This window comes from Haloarchaeobius salinus (assembly GCF_024464185.1).
GTDB lineage: Archaea > Halobacteriota > Halobacteria > Halobacteriales > Natrialbaceae > Haloarchaeobius > Haloarchaeobius salinus.
Genome location: NZ_JANHAU010000001.1, coordinates 844,511 through 861,215, shown reverse-complemented (window position 1 = coordinate 861,215; position 16,705 = coordinate 844,511). Strand labels below are relative to the sequence as shown.

14 protein-coding genes are annotated in these 16,705 nt (G+C 67.9%); 7 read left to right on the top strand and 7 right to left on the bottom strand.

Annotated features, from left to right (window positions below; translation table 11 throughout):
- Positions 1 to 62 precede the first annotated feature (62 nt).
- Complete coding sequence (locus NO345_RS04375; RefSeq protein ID WP_256296839.1) at positions 63 to 1,898, bottom strand: flippase-like domain-containing protein; 1,836 nt, start codon at positions 1,896 to 1,898, stop codon at positions 63 to 65.
- A gap of 190 nt (positions 1,899 to 2,088) precedes the next feature.
- On the opposite strand from NO345_RS04375, the gene NO345_RS04370 reads away from it, so the two are divergent.
- Positions 2,089 to 2,328 carry a DUF7123 family protein gene (locus tag NO345_RS04370; RefSeq protein ID WP_256296837.1) on the top strand — a complete coding sequence of 80 codons (240 nt, stop codon included), beginning with the start codon at positions 2,089 to 2,091 and terminating at the stop codon, positions 2,326 to 2,328.
- A 192-nt stretch (positions 2,329 to 2,520) separates the two neighbouring features.
- Positions 2,521 to 2,982 (top strand): HTH domain-containing protein, encoded by a 462-nt coding sequence (locus tag NO345_RS04365; protein ID WP_256296835.1) that lies wholly within the window; start codon positions 2,521 to 2,523, stop codon positions 2,980 to 2,982.
- Here NO345_RS04365 and NO345_RS04360 read toward each other — a convergent pair whose 3' ends face one another.
- From NO345_RS04360 to pyk, 5 genes are all read right to left on the bottom strand, one after another.
- Positions 2,983 to 3,600, bottom strand: coding sequence for a winged helix-turn-helix transcriptional regulator (locus tag NO345_RS04360; protein WP_256296833.1), 618 nt, complete (start codon positions 3,598 to 3,600; stop codon positions 2,983 to 2,985). It lies immediately after the preceding gene.
- 65 nt (positions 3,601 to 3,665) lie between these two features.
- Entirely contained in the window at positions 3,666 to 4,835 is a 1,170-nt protein-coding gene (locus tag NO345_RS04355; RefSeq protein ID WP_256296831.1) for an SPFH domain-containing protein, read from the bottom strand.
- Positions 4,836 to 4,908: 73 nt separating this feature from the next.
- On the bottom strand, positions 4,909 to 5,481 hold the full coding sequence (locus NO345_RS04350; protein ID WP_256296829.1) for an NfeD family protein: 573 nt from the start codon (positions 5,479 to 5,481) through the stop codon (positions 4,909 to 4,911).
- A gap of 54 nt (positions 5,482 to 5,535) precedes the next feature.
- Entirely contained in the window at positions 5,536 to 5,856 is a 321-nt protein-coding gene (locus NO345_RS04345; protein WP_256296827.1) for a DUF7312 domain-containing protein, read from the bottom strand.
- Positions 5,857 to 5,880: 24 nt separating this feature from the next.
- Positions 5,881 to 7,650 carry a pyruvate kinase gene (pyk, locus tag NO345_RS04340; protein ID WP_256296825.1) on the bottom strand — a complete coding sequence of 590 codons (1,770 nt, stop codon included), beginning with the start codon at positions 7,648 to 7,650 and terminating at the stop codon, positions 5,881 to 5,883.
- Positions 7,651 to 7,789: 139 nt separating this feature from the next.
- Between pyk and NO345_RS04335 the strand changes: the two genes are divergently transcribed.
- Positions 7,790 to 8,077, top strand: coding sequence for a GYD domain-containing protein (locus NO345_RS04335; protein ID WP_256296823.1), 288 nt, complete (start codon positions 7,790 to 7,792; stop codon positions 8,075 to 8,077).
- A gap of 36 nt (positions 8,078 to 8,113) precedes the next feature.
- Here the strand turns inward: NO345_RS04335 and metG are convergent, their stop codons facing one another.
- Positions 8,114 to 10,207: a methionine--tRNA ligase gene (gene metG, locus NO345_RS04330; RefSeq protein WP_256296821.1), complete on the bottom strand. Its 2,094-nt coding sequence runs from the start codon at positions 10,205 to 10,207 to the stop codon at positions 8,114 to 8,116.
- 408 nt (positions 10,208 to 10,615) lie between these two features.
- Between metG and NO345_RS04325 the strand changes: the two genes are divergently transcribed.
- The 4 genes from NO345_RS04325 (at position 10,616) to NO345_RS04310 (ending at position 16,632) form a co-directional block, all read left to right on the top strand.
- Positions 10,616 to 11,023, top strand: coding sequence for a hypothetical protein (locus NO345_RS04325; RefSeq protein WP_256296819.1), 408 nt, complete (start codon positions 10,616 to 10,618; stop codon positions 11,021 to 11,023).
- 82 nt (positions 11,024 to 11,105) lie between these two features.
- Entirely contained in the window at positions 11,106 to 11,447 is a 342-nt protein-coding gene (locus NO345_RS04320) for a DUF7518 family protein (protein ID WP_256296817.1), read from the top strand.
- A gap of 33 nt (positions 11,448 to 11,480) precedes the next feature.
- Positions 11,481 to 15,068: a chromosome segregation protein SMC gene (gene smc / locus NO345_RS04315; RefSeq protein ID WP_256296815.1), complete on the top strand. Its 3,588-nt coding sequence runs from the start codon at positions 11,481 to 11,483 to the stop codon at positions 15,066 to 15,068.
- Positions 15,061 to 16,632 carry a segregation/condensation protein A gene (locus tag NO345_RS04310; protein WP_438266751.1) on the top strand — a complete coding sequence of 524 codons (1,572 nt, stop codon included), beginning with the start codon at positions 15,061 to 15,063 and terminating at the stop codon, positions 16,630 to 16,632. Before smc ends, NO345_RS04310 begins: the two co-directional genes overlap by 8 nt.
- Positions 16,633 to 16,705 lie beyond the last annotated feature (73 nt).

Here is a 16,705-nt window from a genome sequence, read left to right as displayed (position 1 = left end):
GGCCCTTCACCTGAGTATCTTGGGGTGTAGAGCCGGACCGCACGGGGAACCGCTGCCGTCACCTACTCCCCGGTTACCGCCTCGCCGGCCTCCCGGGCCTCCGTGCTCTCCTCGACAGCTTCGGTGAGCGAGACGTTCAACGCCAGCATCGAGCCGAGCCCGCCGATGACGGTGACGACGTTCTTCACCGCGTGGTCGACGATGGCCGCCGTCACCGCGAGCTCTACGGTGACGCCCGGCGCGAGCCCGACGACGAGCGCGGTGAACGCGCCCTCGTACAGGCCGACCCCGCCGGGCGACAGCGGGAGCACCTTCGCGAGGTTGCCGACGCTGACCGCGAAGAAACCGACCGCGACGAGCGTCGCCACGGGTAGCTCGATGCCGACCGCGAGCATGACGACGATACCGGTGAAGACGTCGAGCGTCCAGACGAGCAGGCTCGACCCGCCGACGACCGCGAAGGAGCGCCGCGAGCCCGCGACCGTCTGGACGTCCCCGACGAAGCGCTCGACGACGGCGACGACCTCCATCGCGTAGGAGTCGTCGCTGAGCCGGTCCACCAGCGGTCGCACGAGGTTCCGGTCCGAGCGCGCCGAGACGACGATGGCGACGACGGCGACCACCGCCGCGGTCCCGACGAACGCTGCGACGTAGCTCGCGTACCGGGCGGCGGACTCGTAGCGCGGCCCGACGGTCTCGCCGGCGAGGGCGCTGGCGACCGAGCCCGCGTCCCCGCTGGCGACGAGCGCGAGCATCACCGAGCCCGCGAGCACCGTGATGGTGAGCAGGTCGAAGACGCGTTCGACCGCCAGCGACGCGAAGCCCGAGGAGTACGGCACGTCGCGGCGTGCCTTCATCACGTACGCCCGGACGCCGTCGCCGAGCCGTGCGGGGAACACGAGGTTCCCGGTCTGGCTGATGAAGATGGCTCCGGTCAGAAAGCCGACCTTCGACCGGAAGCCGATCTCCTCGAGGATGTCCCGGTAGCGCAGCCCGCGTAGCGGCCACGAGAGGACGTAGATGGCCGCGGCGACGGCGACGAGCGTCAGGTCGGCCGCCTGCAGGTTCGACCAGACCTTGTCCGGTTCGAGGTAGAGGACCGCCATGAGGAAGACGGCGACGAAGGTGAGCAGCGTGCCGGCGACGATGCCGACACGGCGGTTCACGCGCGGCGAGACCGACAGCTGCCACCACGTCCGGAGTATCTGGCTGCCCATCCCGAACACGTCGCGGACGAGGTCGACCTTCGTGTCGCCCTTCGGCTCCCAGTCGACCGCGAACTCCTTCACCCGGAAGCCGCGTCGCTGTGCCTTGACGAGCACCTCGGTGTCCCAGAACCAGTGCTGGTCCTCGACGTCGTCGAGCAGGGCCAAGAGCGCCTCGCGGTCGAACGCCTTGAAGCCGCACTGGTGGTCGCGGAGGTCGGACCGGAGGAACAGCCGCGTCAGTCCGTTGTAGACGCGGCTCGGCACGCCCCGCTTCGCGGGTCGGTCCGCGACGTTCCCGGCCATCCAGCGCGAGCCGGTGACGACGTCGTAGCCGTCGGTGCGGACGCTCTCGACGAGCTCCTCGAGGTGGCGCATGTCCGTCGCGAGGTCGGTGTCGAAGTAGACCAGCGTGTCCCCATGGCTCGCACGGAACGCGCGTTCGAGCGCACCGCCGCGGCCGAGCCGCTGGTCGGAGTGGAAGTGCCGCACCCGGTCGTCCGCGGCGGCCAACTCGTCGGCGATCTCGGGTGTCCGGTCCTCGCAGCCGTCCTCCGCGACGATGACCTCGTACGAGTCCGCGGGGAGGAAGGCGGCGAGCGTCGACAGCGTGGTCTCGACGGTCGTCTCGATAGTCGCGGCCTCGTTGTAGGCCGGGAGGACGACGCTCACCGAGACCGACTCCTCGCTCATTGAGGATTCCTCGGCGAGCCGTCGGTAAGAACTTTCTGAACCGTCTCCAGACTGACCCGTTAACCACCCGTACCAACCGGCAGTCGAGCACGGTTCCTCCCGGACACTGTGCGGAGGAAAACCGCAAGACACGAGCCGATTAACCGGCTGTACCAAACCCCCTAAGACGAAGGTTCGCATACGAGGATGTATGAGCACGAGCACGGCCGCGACGACCGACCTCTCGACCAAGCAGCACCGGATCCTGGAGTACCTCCGGGAGAAGGGCCAGACGAAGACCTACTTCAAGTCCAGGCTCATCGGTGACGACCTCGACATGACCGCGAAGGAGGTCGGCACGAACATGACCGCCATCCAGCGCGGCGAGTTCGACGTGGCCGTCGAGAAGTGGGGCTACTCCTCCTCGACGACCTGGAAGGTCACGGTCTGACTCGGCTCACACACTCGATCGTCTGTCATCATTCCTCGCGGGCCCCTGACGGGTCCGCGACACGCAACGTTCGGCAGCGACGCGGCCACCCGGTCGCGCCGCGACCCCCTCCACGGGCCGGACACTCTCGCCGGTCGGACCGGGAGCACACAGGTTTATAATGAACGATGGTGTTATAATTGGCTGGGAGTCATGGACACCGAATCGCTCACAGTCGACGTGCACCTTCGGGCACACACACCGATCGTCGGACCGAGAGAACACGCCATCGAGACTGTCGAGGAACTCGTCGAGCGGGGAATCGTCGCGGACTACGAGGTCCACAGCTGGCCGAGCGCGGTCGACCTGACCGTGCCGAGCGAGGTGACCAGCCAGTACCGGGAGTTCGCGGAGTGGGCCGAACGTGCGGGGGTCACGCTCGAACCCGCATTCTCCCACCGGGTCGAGGACAACGCCATCACGGGCGAACACAACGAGATGCTCGTGACGCCGCTGGTCTGTACGGTCGTCCGCCGCGACGGCGACATCGTCGCCGTGCTGCCGTGCTGTCGCGGCGAGGAGGACCACGTCACCGTGCTGTCGTACCTGTCGTCACTCGACGAGGATGTCGACCTCGTCGGCGAGGAGGAGCTGCCGGCACCGTCCGTCGCGTGATCAGCCGTCGAAGCGGACCAGCGAGTCCGCCTCCGCGGCCAGTCCCGCTGCACTCTCGTCGAACGAATCCGCGTACCTGACGACGAGCATCAGCACCGTCTCGGGCCGTTCGACGCGGTAGCCGTCCTCGCGGGAGAGCAGGCCGGCGTCGTCGAGCTCGCCCGCGTACTTGCTCACCGTCGGCCGCGAGACGTCGAGCGCGTCCGCGAGATGGCTCCCCGCCGCCTCCGGCGTCCGGAGCAGTTCAACGAGCATCCCACGCGGCGTCTCGCGGCGGAGGTAGCCGAGCGCGCGCTTCTCGAAGTCGGAGAAGCGACCCGCCGGGTAGAGCCGTTTGTAGTCGCCGTCGCGGTACACCTCGACGCTCCCGTCGTCGGCGAGGCGGCGAAGGTGGTGCTGGGTCTCGCCGGTGCCCAGCTTGAGGTCGTCGCGGAGCTTCGAGAAGTGCGCGCCGGGAGTGGCCGTGAGGTAGCCGGTGATGGCGTCACGGACCTCGCTCTCGCCGGCGTCGGCCGAATCGACGTCCGCGAACCGGGCGAACGGGCTGGCCGCTCCGACCGCGGCGAACCGCTTGAGCGTGGCCCGTTTTCGCTCGTCGACGTCGCTCTGTTCCCCCATGTACTAATATTCGATACTTTCCCCAGCGATAAAACCGCTTCGCTTGGAGAGCCCGACCGAGTCGACTACTCCGTCTCGGTCAGCTCTTCATCGTCGCTCATCTCCTGTTCGACGTCGTAGTCGCCGCCGCTGAACTCGTCGTCGGCCTCGTCGATGACCTCGTCGGAGCTCTTTATCTTCCGGGGGTCCTGGCCCTGCTTGACGGCCTCCGCCTGCTGCTCCATCTTCTCGACGTCCATCTCGGCCTCCTGGTCGATCTGGCCGAGGATCTCCTCGATGTCGTCGAGCCCGAGCATCTCCCGGGTCTCCTCGTCGAAGTCCCGGCTGTCGAGGTCGGCCTCGCTCTGCTTGATGTCACTGCCGGTGAGGTGCTTGCCGTACCGGCCGAGCATCGACGACAGCTCCTGGGGCAGCACGAACGTCGTGGACTCGCTGGTCCCGATGTGTTCGAGCGCCTCCAGCCCCTTGTCGATGACCGCGCGCTCGCCCATCGACTCGGCGGACTTCGCACGCAGCACCGTCGAGATGGCGTCACCCTGCGCCTCGAGGATCTGGCTCTGCTTCTGGCCCTGTGCGCGGATGATCTCGCTCTGCTTGTCACCCTCCGCCTTCTCGACCGCGCTGCGGCGTTCACCCTGCGCCTCGAGGATCATGGCGCGGCGACGGCGCTCGGCGGAGGTCTGCTGCTCCATCGCCTGCTGGACGTCCTTCGAGGGGTTGACCTCGCGGACCTCCACGCTCTCGACCCGGACACCCCACTCGTCGGTTGGCTCGTCGAGCTCCTCGCGGATGCGGGCGTTGATCTCCTGGCGCTTGTTCAGCGTGTCGTCGAGCTCCATGTCGCCGATGACCGCCCGGAGGGTGGTCTGGGCGAGGTTCTCGACGGCGTTCTTGTAGTCCTCGACCTCGAGGAACGCCTTGCCCGCGTCCATGACGCGGATGTAGACCACGGCGTCCGCGACGACCGGTGAGTTGTCCCGGGTGATGGCCTCCTGTGGCGGGACGTCGAGCGTCTGCGTCCGCATGTCGAAGCTCACCGTGCTCGACACGAACGGCGGGACGAAGTGGATGCCCGGTTCGAGCAGCCCGCGGTACTCACCGAGGACGGTGAGCGTTCGCTTCTCCGTCGGCTGGACGATCTTCACCGCCGACGCCAGGGCGACGATTATCAGTATTCCGATAATCGCGAATACGAACCCGAGCGCCGGGAGCGTCTGTAGCGGGGTCGGTTCCATAGCTATACTTCACGGCGAAGTTGACAAAAACCTTCCTCTTTGTAACACGGCCGACACGTCCGCGGCGGGCGGATCAGGCCGGCTCGACGTCCTCGTTGTCGCCCTCGGGCTCCACCGAGGAGTCGCGGTCCCGGCGTTCGCGGTCGCGCCTGAGCTCGCGGTCGATGTCGTCCTCCCGGTCGGTCGGCGCGACGTTCAACACGTTGCCACCGCCGGGGTCGGTGACGATGACCTCCGTACCCTCCGGTATCTCGCCGAACTCGGTCCGGGCGCTGTAGTTCGGGTTGAAGCCGCCGCCCTCGATGACCCTGACCTGCCCCTCCGTCGCCGTGACCGCTTGGGTCACCGTCGCCCGCGCACCGTGGAGGTCGTCGGAGCTGCTCGTCTTCCCGGTCCCCTTCCCGCCGTAGAAGTCGAACTCGCGGTAGACCCACAGCGTCGCGAGGCCGATGCCGAGGACCATTATCGCCATCGCCGGCGCGGTTCCCAGCGGGGAGAACAGCATACCGATGAGACCCGCCACGAAGAGGGCGATGCCGATGACGATGAAGTGCGCGCCGGGAGCGAGCGCCTCCAGTATCATCAGCCCCGTTCCCGCGAGAAACAGGAGGAACGGGAGCAGGTCGACGTCGAGTAGCGGTGCCATGGTCGGAGTTAGGACCCGCGACCGATTAACATTTCGCAGGCCGGTCGGTCCGACTCATCCCGCGAGCTGGACGATGTAGAGCAGCAGGCCGATGGTCCCGAGCACGCCGATGGCGACGAACATCGCGTTCTCGAGGGTCACGTCTCCCGGTTCGATGACCTCGTCCATGTCGACGTAGCCGACCGGGACGGCCTCCGCGTCGTCGCTCGCGCGCCGCTCGACGTTCGGCGGGTCCCAGTCGCCGTCGTCGACCCATTCGAACTCGTCGTCGGCCTCGGCGGGTCCGTCGGCCGTGTCGTCCGCAGTCGTGGACCCGCCGGGATGCGACGTGCCGGACTCGTCCTCGCGGCCGGGACGCGTCGATTCGTCCTCCATGGCTCGTGCTAGGTGATGTGGCTACTAAACCCCGGTGGGTCGCACGCCGGCATCCTCCCGTCGCCGTATCTCTCCCTCGTAGACGACGCCCCGGTCGGCGTCGACGGTGACGGTCGTGCCGTCGGCGACGTCACCGAGGTCCGCGCCGCTGACCATCGGCACGTCGACCTCCCGAGCGACCATCGCGGGGTAGCCGGTCATGCCGGGCCGGGCGTCGACGATACCGCCGATGCGGGTCACGTCGCCCTCGAACTCGCCCTCGAAGCCGGGGCCGAGCGCGAGGACGGCCCCGTCGGGGACGCTCGAGAGGTCGCCGTCCGGTGCACGCACCACCGGGCCGGTGACGTAGCCGGAGACGACCGACCGGCCGGTCGCGAGCGTCTCCGCCGCGACGTGGACCTTCAGCGTGTTCGTCGTCTGTGTGCCCTCGAGCTCGGTCATCATGCCGGAGAGGACGACCACCGTATCGCCGCTGTCGGCGACGCCGGACTCCAGTGCGGCCTGCACCGCGCTCTCGATGACGGCGTCGATGCCGTCCGCGTCGAACGGGGCGTACTGGGCGGCGACGCCCCAGGTGAGCGAGAGCTGGCGACGCACCCGGTCAGTCGGCGTCGTCGCGACGACGGGCACGCCGGGTCGGTACTTCGCGGTCTTCAGCGCGGTGTAGCCGGACTCGGACGCGGCGACGACCGCGCTCGCTCCCACGTCGCGGGCGAGGTAGCGGGCTGACCGGGCGAGCGCGTCGGTCCGCGAGTCACCGGCGGGTGGCACCCGCTGCTCGTTCAGCTCCTCGTACTCCTCGCTGCGCTCGACCTGCCGGACGATGCGGTCCATCGCCTCGACGACGGCGACGGGATGCTTGCCGACCGCCGTCTCCGCCGAGAGCATCACCGCGTCGGTGCCGTCGAGGACGGCGTTGGCGACGTCCGAGGCCTCCGCCCGGGTCGGCCGGCGCTGCTCGACCATCGAGTCGAGCATCTCCGTCGCCGTGATGACCGGCGTCCCCGTCCCGCGGCACTTGCGGATGATGCGCTTCTGTATCATCGGCACGTCCTCCATCGGGCACTCGACGCCGAGGTCGCCGCGGGCGACCATCACACCGTAGGCGGTGTCGATGATCTCGTCGAGGTTGTCGACCGCGCCGGCGCGCTCGATCTTCGCGACGACCGGGATGTCCGCACCGAACTCCTCGAGCACCTCCGACACCTCGACCACGTCGGCCGCGCTCCGGACGAAGCTCGCCGCCACGAAGTCGACCTCGTGTTCGGCGGCCAGCTCGAGGTCCCGTCGGTCCTTCTCGGTGACCACGTCGAGGTTCAGGTCGACGCCCGGCGTGTTGACGCCCTTGCGCCCGCCGAGCTCGCCGCCGGCGTCGACGTGTGCGACGACCGCGTCGTCCTCGACACGCTCGACGGTCGTCTCGATGCGGCCGTCGTCCAGCAGGACGCTGTCGCCGGGTTCGACCGCGCGGATGTCGTAGGAGAGGCCGATCTCGGTCGGCGTCGCAGCGTCGCCTTCCACGAACCGGACGGTCGACCCCGTCTCGACGACGATGGGCTCGTCGAGCGGTGCGGTCCGGACCTCCGGCCCCTGGAGGTCGACCATCGTCGCCACCGGGTCTGCCGTCTCCTCGTCGACCTGCCGGAGGTGTTCGACGAGTTCGGCCCGCGACGCCAGGGTGCCGTGGCTCGAGTTGATCCGTCCGACGGACATCCCGGCCTCGGCGAGCTCCCGGATCTGGCTCACCGACTCGGTCGCCGGACCGAGCGTGCAGACGATCTTCGCGTTTCTCATGGCCCCCGATACGGCCGACCGGGTCAAAAATACCCATGATTAACTCGATTTCGAGTAGTCATGTCGCTCATCCGCTCGCGGCGGCCCCCTTATCACCGTCGGCAACAGACTCACAAGCCCCCGGCGAGTGCTGGAGAGTATGGCCACGTACATCTCGCTGGTCCGCCTCCGTGACCGGAACATCAACAACGTCCAGGAGCTCGCCACCGTCTGGGGCGAGCTCAAGGTCGAGACCGAGGAGTTCGACGCGACGCTCGAGGACACGTACGCCATCCTCGGCGACTACGATTTCGTCGTCGTCTTCGACGCCGCCGGCCGCGACGAGGCGTTCCGGGTCGCCCTCGCGATGGAGCGCCACGGCCTCGACATGCAGACGATGGAGGCCATCCCGACCGAGGACTTCGCGGACCTCGTCACCGACATCTGAACCGTCGCCGAGGCAGCACCGCCCGCCTCGACGCCCTCAGCGAACCTTCGTGCCAGGTTCGGCGTCGTCGTGGGTCGTCAGCAGGTCCGCCTGCTCGCCCGCGGCGAGCACCATGCCGTTTGACTCGACACCGAACAGCTCCGCCTTCTCCATGTTCGCCAGCAGGACGACCTTCGTCCCCGGCAGCTCGTCGAGGTCGTGGAGCTGCTTGATGCCGGCGACGACCTGTCGCGTCTCGAAGCCGATGTCGACCGCGAGCTTCGCCAGCTTGTCCGCGCCCTCGACGGGTTCGGCGCTCTCGATACGGCCGACGCGGATGTCGAGTGCCTCGAAGTCCTCGAAGCCGATGCGCTCGTCCAGCAGGGGTTCGAGTTCGTCGCTCACGTCGGATGCGTCGTCGCCCTCGGCCTCCTCGCTTTCGGTTTCGTCCTCGGCGTCGTCGTCGCTCGCGGCCTCGGCGACGCGGTCGGCGAGCTTCTCGTTCAGCTCGTCGACGCGCTCGTCCTCGACCTGCTCGAACAGCTCCGCGGGCTCGTCGAACTCGGTCGCCGGCGGTTCGAGCGCGGCGTCAAGCGTCACGTCGTGGACGTCCGCCTCGCCGCCGACCTGGGCCCACGCCGCCTCGGCCTTCCCCGGTGCGACGGGCTCGATGAGGACGGTGACGGCCTTCGCGAGCTGCACGCAGTCGCGGATGACCGGCGCGGCCTCGTCGTCGTCGAGCTTCCAGGGCTCGTTGCGCTGGATGTACTCGTTGCCGAACTGGGCGAGCTTCACCGCGGCGTCGCCGGCCTTCCGGACCTCGTACTCGTTGACCGCGGCGGTGAAGTCGTCGACCGCCTGCTCGATGCGCTCTTCGACCTCCGCGGAGAGCTCCGCCTCGGGCGTCCCGCCGAAGTTCCGGTAGGCGAACAGCAGGCTCCGGTACAGGAAGTTCCCGACCGTTCCGACGAGTTCGCCGTTGACGCGCTCCTGGAACCGGTCCCAGGAGAAGTCGAGGTCCTGCTGGAAGCCGCCCATCGTCGTCAGGTAGTACCGCAGCAGGTCCGGGTGGAACCCCTCGTCGAGGTACTCCTGTGCCCAGATGGCGCGGTTCCGGCTCGTCGAGAGGCCCTTCCCGTTGATGGTGACGAAGCCGGTCGCACAGACCGCCCGGGGCTCCGAGTAGCCCGCCACCTCGAGCATCGCCGGCCAGAAGATGGTGTGGTGCTGGATGATGTCCCGGCCGATGACGTGGACGACCTCGCCGCCAGCGTCGCCGGCGTCGTCCTCCCGCCAGACCTGCTCCCAGTCGTACTCGTCGGCACCGACGCGCTCGCTGTACTGCTTCGTCGACGAGATGTACTCGATGGGGGCGTCGACCCAGACGTAGAGCACGAGGTCCTCCTCGCCCGGGTAGTCGATGCCCCAGTCGAGGTCGCGGGTGATACACCAGTCCTCCAGCCCGGACTCGATCCACTCCCGGGGCTGGTTCTGCGCGTTCGACGTGCCCTCCAGCCGGTCGAGGAAGCCGCTCAGGTAGTCCGCGAGTTCGGACACCGCGAAGAACCGGTGCGGCCGCTCGCGGTACTCGGCCGGATTACCCGTCCGCGTCGAGACGGGGTCCTCGATCTCGCCGGGTTCGAGGTGGCGACCACAGCCCTCGTCGCACTCGTCGCCGCGGGCGTGGGCCCCGCAGTACGGACACGTGCCCTCGACGTAGCGGTCCGGCAGCGGCTGGTCCTCGATGGGGTCCCAGGCGACCTTGATCTCCTTCTCGTAGACGTAGCCCTCCGCCTCCAGCGTCCGGACGATGTCCTGGGTTATCTCCGCGTTCGTCTCGTCGTGCGTGTGCCCGTAGTTGTCGAACTCGACGTTGAACTTCGGGAACGTCTCCTCGTACTGCTCGTGGTACTCCATCGCGAACTCCGCCGGCGAGACGCCGGCCTCGTCCGCGTTCACCGCGATGGGCGTCCCGTGCATGTCCGACCCAGAGACGAACGCGGTCTGCTGACCCAGTTTCTTCAGGCTGCGGCTCAGCACGTCGCCCGCTGTGTACGATCTCAGGTGGCCGACGTGCAGGTCGCCGTTCGCGTACGGCAACCCACACGTCACCACCGCTGGCTGTTCCGTCGGGAACTCGTCGTGGCTCATGGTCGTGTGAACTCTCGTGCGGGCCTAAAACCCGCTGATTCCGGTCTGATTACGGTGCCCGTCCTCGTCGTCGAGGGTTCCGACCGCGGGGAGAGAAATCGTATGACCGACCCGGTCCCCGGCCGTCCACCCCGACGCACGGCTCACGCGGGGCGCATACGGCGGTTCGTCGGGACGCGATGGGTCGGCTGCGTCACTGATAGCTGGTTGCCCGTGGGTCTGTAAAAACGCTTCGCCGCAAGAAGTGTCGGTTGGAGACCGGGGCTTTCTGGCCGTTGCTGGTGTCGGAACTGCCCTTGACACGCGAACCGACATCTCTCGCGAATCCGAAATTTCCAGGTCACGGTTCGAGTCGAACCGCGAGCCGACGGCAGCCTTTTTCCACGCGAGCGCGGAACCACACGACGAATGGACCGTCGTCGATTCCTGCGACGAGCCGCCGGCGTCGGGAGCTGTGTGGCGCTGGCGGGCTGTGCCGAGTTCGGGGACGCGCCGCAGTCCGGCGGCGGGCCCGAGGACCTGCTGGTGACGGGGGTCTCCGCGGCCCCGTCCGGCGAGAACGTGAGCCTCGGGCTGGACCTCTACGTCGACCGGACGGTACCGACGGACCTGGAGGCGGAGGGCGAGGTGACCGTCGGGGAGCAGACGGCGCGTGCGGCGCGCTCGGTCCGGCTGTCGGGCGAGCGGAAGTACGTCTCCGTGCAGTTACTGTTCAGCGACATATCGGGCGGCGGGCAGCTCCCGGAGACGGTCGTTGCCCGGGCGCGGGTCGGGTACGACGGCGAGATGACGGGCTGGCACGAACTCGACATCTGACCTGTTCGTCTCCCAACAACTGTCAGATTCGCGTGACGTGTCTGACGCAGGTTTATGGTCTCCCGCGCACGGGGTATGTAACATGCCGAAGAACCGGGTGGAAGACCTCGAGGCCACCGTGGACGAGCTCGAAGCGACCGTTCGCGGGCTGACGGAGGAACTGGTCGAAACGAAAGAACGCGTTCGCATCCTCGAATCCGAGCTCGAGGAGGAACGGACAGCCGACTCGGGCGTCGAGTCGGTCGACGAGATGCTCACCCCCGAACCGGGCGACGAAGGCGGCGTCGACCGCTCCGAGGCGGAACAGGAGGACGTCGAGCAGGCGGCCGCACGCGCCCGGAGCGAAGGCGCTAAGGACCACGAGGGGGAAGGCGGGGACGACAGCGAGGAGTCCGAACTCGGCGACGACATCATCGTCGCGTAATCCCCCCACTGCGGCCCCCGACGCCTGACCACCATGCACATCAAAGAACTCGTTCTGGACAACTTCAAGAGCTTCGGCCGCAAGACGCGAATCCCGTTCTACGAGGACTTCACCGTGGTTACGGGGCCGAACGGCTCGGGCAAGTCCAACATCATCGACGCGGTGCTGTTCGCGCTCGGGCTCGCCCGCACGCGGGGCATCCGCGCCGAGAAGCTCACCGACCTCATCTACAACCCCGGCCACGACGACGGCGAGCGCTCGGGCGGCCCACGCGAGGCCATCGTCGAGGTCGTCCTCGACAACGAGGACCGAACCCTCTCGCGCTCCCAGGTCGTCAACGCCGCCGGCAGCGACGACGTCGGCGACGTGGACGAGATCCGGGTGAAGCGACGGGTGAAGGAGACCGAGGACAACTACTACTCGTACTACTACCTCAACGGCCGCTCGGTCAACCTCTCGGACATCCAGGACCTGCTCGCACAGGCCGGGGTCGCCCCGGAGGGCTACAACGTCGTCATGCAGGGCGACGTGACCGAGATCATCAACATGACCCCGCACTCCCGGCGCGAGATCATCGACGAGATCGCCGGGGTCGCGGAGTTCGACGCGAAGAAGGAGGACGCGCTCGCCGAGCTCGAGACGGTACAGGAGCGCATCAACGAGGCAGAGCTCCGCATCGAGGAGAAGCAGGCCCGCCTCGACCAGCTCGAGGACGAGCGCCAGACGGCGATGCGCTACCGTCGGCTCCGCCGCGAGAAGGAGCAGTACGAGGGCTACCTCAAAGCCGCGGAGCTCGAGGACAAGCGCGAGGAGCGCGCGTCCGTCGAGGCCCGCATCGAGAAGAAGCAGGACGAACTCGAGGGGCTCCAGCGCGACCTCGACCAGAAGCAGGGGACCGTCGTCCGGCTGGAGGAGGACCTGGAGGACCTCAACGCCGAGATCGAGCGCAAGGGCGAGGACGAACAGCTCGCCATCAAGCGCGAGATCGAGGGCATCAAGGGCGACATCTCCCGGCTGGAGGACAAGATAGCGGCGAGCGAGGAGAGCATCGAGGCCGCCGAGACGAAACGGCGCGAGTCGTTCGTGAAGATCGACCGCAAGCAGGAGGAGGTCGACGACGTCGAGGCGGACATCCGCGAGACGAAGGTCGCGAAGTCCTCGCTGAAGGCCGACGTGGCCTCGAAGGAGGGCGAACTGGAGGAGGTCCAGGCCGAGATCGACGCCATCGACACGGAGTACGACGAGCTGAAGACCGACCTCCAGGAGAAGAAGGCGGAGCTCGAGGCCGAGCGCGACGCGGTCAACGAGCTCCAGCGCGAGAAGGACCGCCTCGTCGACGAGCGTCGGCGTCGCTCGAACGAGGCCGGCGAGATAGACGAGGAGATAGAGGAACAGCGCGCGGAGATCCCGGACCTCGAGGCCGAGCAGTCCGACCTCGAGGACGAGCTGGAGAAGGCCCAGCAGAACGTCGACTCCATCGCGTCGGTCGTCGACGACCTCAAGGCCGAGAAGGAGTCGTACCAGGAGGACCTCGCGACGGTCGAGGACGACCTGCAGGCCGAACAGCAGAAGTACGCCGAACTCGAGGCGAAAGCCGGCGAGTCCGGCGACTCGTCGTTCGGTCGCTCCGTGACGACGGTGCTCAACTCGGGCATCGACGGGGTACGCGGCGCGGTCGCCCAGCTGGGAAGCGTCGCCCCCGACTACGCGACGGCGTGTGAGACCGCAGCGGGCGGCCGGATGGCCAACGTCGTCGTGCGCGACGACGTGGTCGGCCAGCAGTGCATCGAGCACCTCAAATCCCGGAACGCGGGTCGGGCGACGATGCTCCCGATGAACAAGATGCGGGACCGCTCGCTGCCGAGCGCGCCGGACGTGCCCGGCGTCGTCGACTTCGCGTACAACCTCATCGACTTCGACGACGAGTACGCGGGCATCTTCAGCCACGTCGTCGGCGACACGCTCGTCGTCGAGGACCTCGACACGGCGCGGGACATGCAGGGCGAGTTCCGGCTCGTCACGCTCGACGGCGACCTCGTCGAGAAGTCGGGCGCGATGACCGGCGGCTCGTCGTCGGGCTCGCGCTACTCGTTCGACTCCTCCGGCGAGGGCCAGCTCAAGCGCGTCGCCGAGCGCATCTCCGAGCTCGAGGAGGAGCGCCAGTCGCTCCGCGAGGACATCCAGTCCGTGGAATCGCGCCTCGACGACGCCCGCGACCGCAAGTCCGACGCGGTCGACGAGGTGCGCGGCATCGAGAGCGATATCGAGAGCACGGAGCGCAAGATAGCCGAGCGGGAGAAGCGCATCGCCGACCTTCAGGACCGCCGCGAAGAGATAGAGGGCGAACGTGAGTCCGTCGACGAGGAGATGCAGGAGATCGAGGCCGACATCGAGGCGAAACAGGCCGAGATCACAGAGCTCGACGCGGCAGTCGAGGAGATCGAGTCCGAGCTCGCCGACTCGCGCATCCCGGAGCTCACCCGCGAGAAGGAGGCCATCCAGGAGGAGATCGACGACCTCGAGGACCGGATGGACGAGCTCGACGCCGAGCTGAACGAGCTCCAGCTGGAGAAGCAGTACGCCGAGGAGGCCATCGAGGACCTCCACGACGAGATCGAGGCGGCCCAGAACGAGAAGGCGAAGCACGAGGAGCGCATCGAGGAGCTGGAGGAGCAGGTCGAAGAGAAGGAGGGGACGCTCGAGTCGAAGCGCCGCGAGGTGCTCGAACTGGAGAACGAGCTCTCCGAGCTGAAGGACGAGCGCGAGGAGCTGCGCGAGGAGCTCCAGAGCGCCGAGGACGAGCGCGACTCGGTCCAGCAGCAGGTCGACGCGGTGCAGTCGAAGCTCGACGGCTACACGGAGAAACGCGACCAGCTCGACTGGGAGATCGAGTCGCTGGCCGAGGAGGTCGGCGAGTACGACCCCGAGGACGTGCCGGAACACGACGTCGTCGTCGAGATGGTCGACTGTCTCCAGGCCGACATGGAGGCGATGGAGCCGGTGAACATGCTCGCCATCGACGAGTACGACGACGTGCGCGCCGACCTCGACGAACTGGAGGAGGGCCGGGACACGCTCGTCGAGGAGGGCGACGCCATCCGCGAGCGCATCGACTCCTACGAGGCCCAGAAGAAGGAGACGTTCATGGACGCCTTCGACGACATCGACGAGCAGTTCCAGGACATCTTCACGCGGCTCTCGAACGGCTCCGGTCGCCTCCATCTGGAGGACGAGGAGGACCCGTTCGACGGCGGCCTGACGATGAAGGCCCAGCCGGCGGACAAGCCCATCCAGCGTCTGGACGCGATGTCCGGCGGGGAGAAGTCCCTGACCGCGCTCGCCTTCATCTTCGCCATCCAGCGCCACAACCCGGCTCCGTTCTACGCGCTGGACGAGATCGACGCGTTCCTCGACGCGGTCAACGCCGAGCGCGTCGGCCAGATGGTCGACGAGCTCGCCGGACAGGCGCAGTTCGTCGTCGTCAGCCACCGGACCGCGATGCTCGACCGGTCCGAGCGCGCCATCGGCGTGACGATGCAGTCCGACAACGTCTCGGCGGTGACGGGTATCGACCTGTCCGACGGCGATGCTGCTGATGTGGAGGTGTCGGCCGATGACTAGCGGGGACGCCGAGCAGAGCGAGGCGGCCCCGAAGAAGTCGAGCGGGGAGCGAAGCGACGCGCGAGATGGCGAGGAGACGGAGCGAAGCGGAGGCTCCTCGGAAGATTCGAGCGGGGAGCGAAGCGACGCGCGAGATGGCGAGGAGACGGAGCGAAGCGGAGGCTCCTCGGAAGATTCGAGCGGGGAGCGAAGCGACGCGCGAGATGGCGAGGAGACGGAGCGAAGCGGAGGCTCCTCGGAAGATTCGAGCGGGGAGCGAAGCGACGCGCGAGATGGCGAGGAGACGGAGCGAAGCGGAGGCTCCTCGGAAGATTCGAGCGGGGAGCGAAGCGACGCGCGAGATGGCGAGGAGACGGAGCGAAGCGGAGGCTCCTCGGAAGATTCGAGCGGGGAGCGAAGCGACGCGCGAGATGGCGAGGAGACGGAGCGAAGCGGAGGCTCCTCGGAAGATTCGAGCGGGGAGCGAAGCGACGCGCGAGATGGCGGTTCGAGCGACAGCCCCGAGGATATGCTCACCATCGCGGGACACGAAGACCGCGAGAAACCGGGCGAGGAACCGGGGTTCCTCGACGGCGAAGACGACAGCGAGGAATCAGCCGACCCGGACGGACCAGCCGACCCCGAGGATTTCTACGGCGAGGGAAGCGTCGACGACGTGCTCCCGGACGAGGACGACGAGGCGACGACGGCAGACGACGATACGGCGGCAGACGACGACGCGCTCGACCCGGTGCTCCCGGACGACGACGCCATCGAGGACACCGACGACGACGAGGTCGAGCCGGTCGAACTACTGGTCCAGCTCGCGAAGAAGGGCGAGATCGACCCGTGGGACATCGACGTCATGCGGGTGACCGACCGGTTCCTCGACGCGCTGGAGTCGGTCGACCTGCGCACGTCGGGGCGGGCGCTGTTCTACGCGAGCGTCCTCCTGCGGATGAAGGGCGACGAGCTCATCCACGGAAGCGACGACGAGGACGAGGCGGAGCCCGCGCCATGGGAGCAGCCGTTCGGGGACGAGTCGGAGTCACCGCCGGCCGACCCCGACTTCGACCCCGTCGCCGGGCTGGAGGCGGAGATGGAGCGCCGGCTCGAACGCAAACACGCCCGCGGGACACCGGAGACGCTCGACGAGCTGGTCCGTGACCTGCGCGAGGCAGAGCGCGGCTCCTGGTGGAAGGAGGGACGGGAGTACGACACGAGCGACTCGCCGAAGGGGTTCCGCCGCGGCACCCAGACGCTCGACTACCACGCGGGCGACGACCGACGCGTCGACGACGAGCCGACCGAGGACGACGTGACCGGGACGACCCACGAGGAGGAGATCGAGGAGGTCATCGACGACGTGCGGGTGGCGCTCCGCGAGCACTACGACGCGGGACGTGCGGAGGTGCTGTTCGCGGAGATCAAGGACAGCGGCGGCACGCGTGTCCTGACGTTCCTCGCGCTGCTCTTTCTCGCCCACCGCGGGCAGGTCACGCTCCAGCAGGACGAACTGTTCGGCGACCTCTGGGTGCAGGACCCGGCCGCGACCACCGTCTCTGACGAGGCCGTCGCCGACTGATCGCCGACGCATCCGCACGTTCTCTTCTTTCGACCGGTCGATGTCGCTGATTCGGACCCGAAGATAGATATGT

Bases quoted from the DNA above. Each gene is read 5' to 3' on its own strand.
- NO345_RS04375 (WP_256296839.1), bottom strand. From the start codon at position 1,898: ATGAGCGAGGAGTCGGTCTCGGTGAGCGTCGTCCTCCCGGCCTACAAC.
- NO345_RS04370 (WP_256296837.1), top strand. From the start codon at position 2,089: ATGAGCACGAGCACGGCCGCGACGACCGACCTCTCGACCAAGCAGCAC.
- NO345_RS04365 (WP_256296835.1), top strand. From the start codon at position 2,521: ATGGACACCGAATCGCTCACAGTCGACGTGCACCTTCGGGCACACACA.
- NO345_RS04360 (WP_256296833.1), bottom strand. From the start codon at position 3,600: ATGGGGGAACAGAGCGACGTCGACGAGCGAAAACGGGCCACGCTCAAG.
- NO345_RS04355 (WP_256296831.1), bottom strand. From the start codon at position 4,835: ATGGAACCGACCCCGCTACAGACGCTCCCGGCGCTCGGGTTCGTATTC.
- NO345_RS04350 (WP_256296829.1), bottom strand. From the start codon at position 5,481: ATGGCACCGCTACTCGACGTCGACCTGCTCCCGTTCCTCCTGTTTCTC.
- NO345_RS04345 (WP_256296827.1), bottom strand. From the start codon at position 5,856: ATGGAGGACGAATCGACGCGTCCCGGCCGCGAGGACGAGTCCGGCACG.
- pyk (WP_256296825.1), bottom strand. From the start codon at position 7,650: ATGAGAAACGCGAAGATCGTCTGCACGCTCGGTCCGGCGACCGAGTCG.
- NO345_RS04335 (WP_256296823.1), top strand. From the start codon at position 7,790: ATGGCCACGTACATCTCGCTGGTCCGCCTCCGTGACCGGAACATCAAC.
- metG (WP_256296821.1), bottom strand. From the start codon at position 10,207: ATGAGCCACGACGAGTTCCCGACGGAACAGCCAGCGGTGGTGACGTGT.
- NO345_RS04325 (WP_256296819.1), top strand. From the start codon at position 10,616: ATGGACCGTCGTCGATTCCTGCGACGAGCCGCCGGCGTCGGGAGCTGT.
- NO345_RS04320 (WP_256296817.1), top strand. From the start codon at position 11,106: ATGCCGAAGAACCGGGTGGAAGACCTCGAGGCCACCGTGGACGAGCTC.
- smc (WP_256296815.1), top strand. From the start codon at position 11,481: ATGCACATCAAAGAACTCGTTCTGGACAACTTCAAGAGCTTCGGCCGC.
- NO345_RS04310 (WP_438266751.1), top strand. From the start codon at position 15,061: ATGACTAGCGGGGACGCCGAGCAGAGCGAGGCGGCCCCGAAGAAGTCG.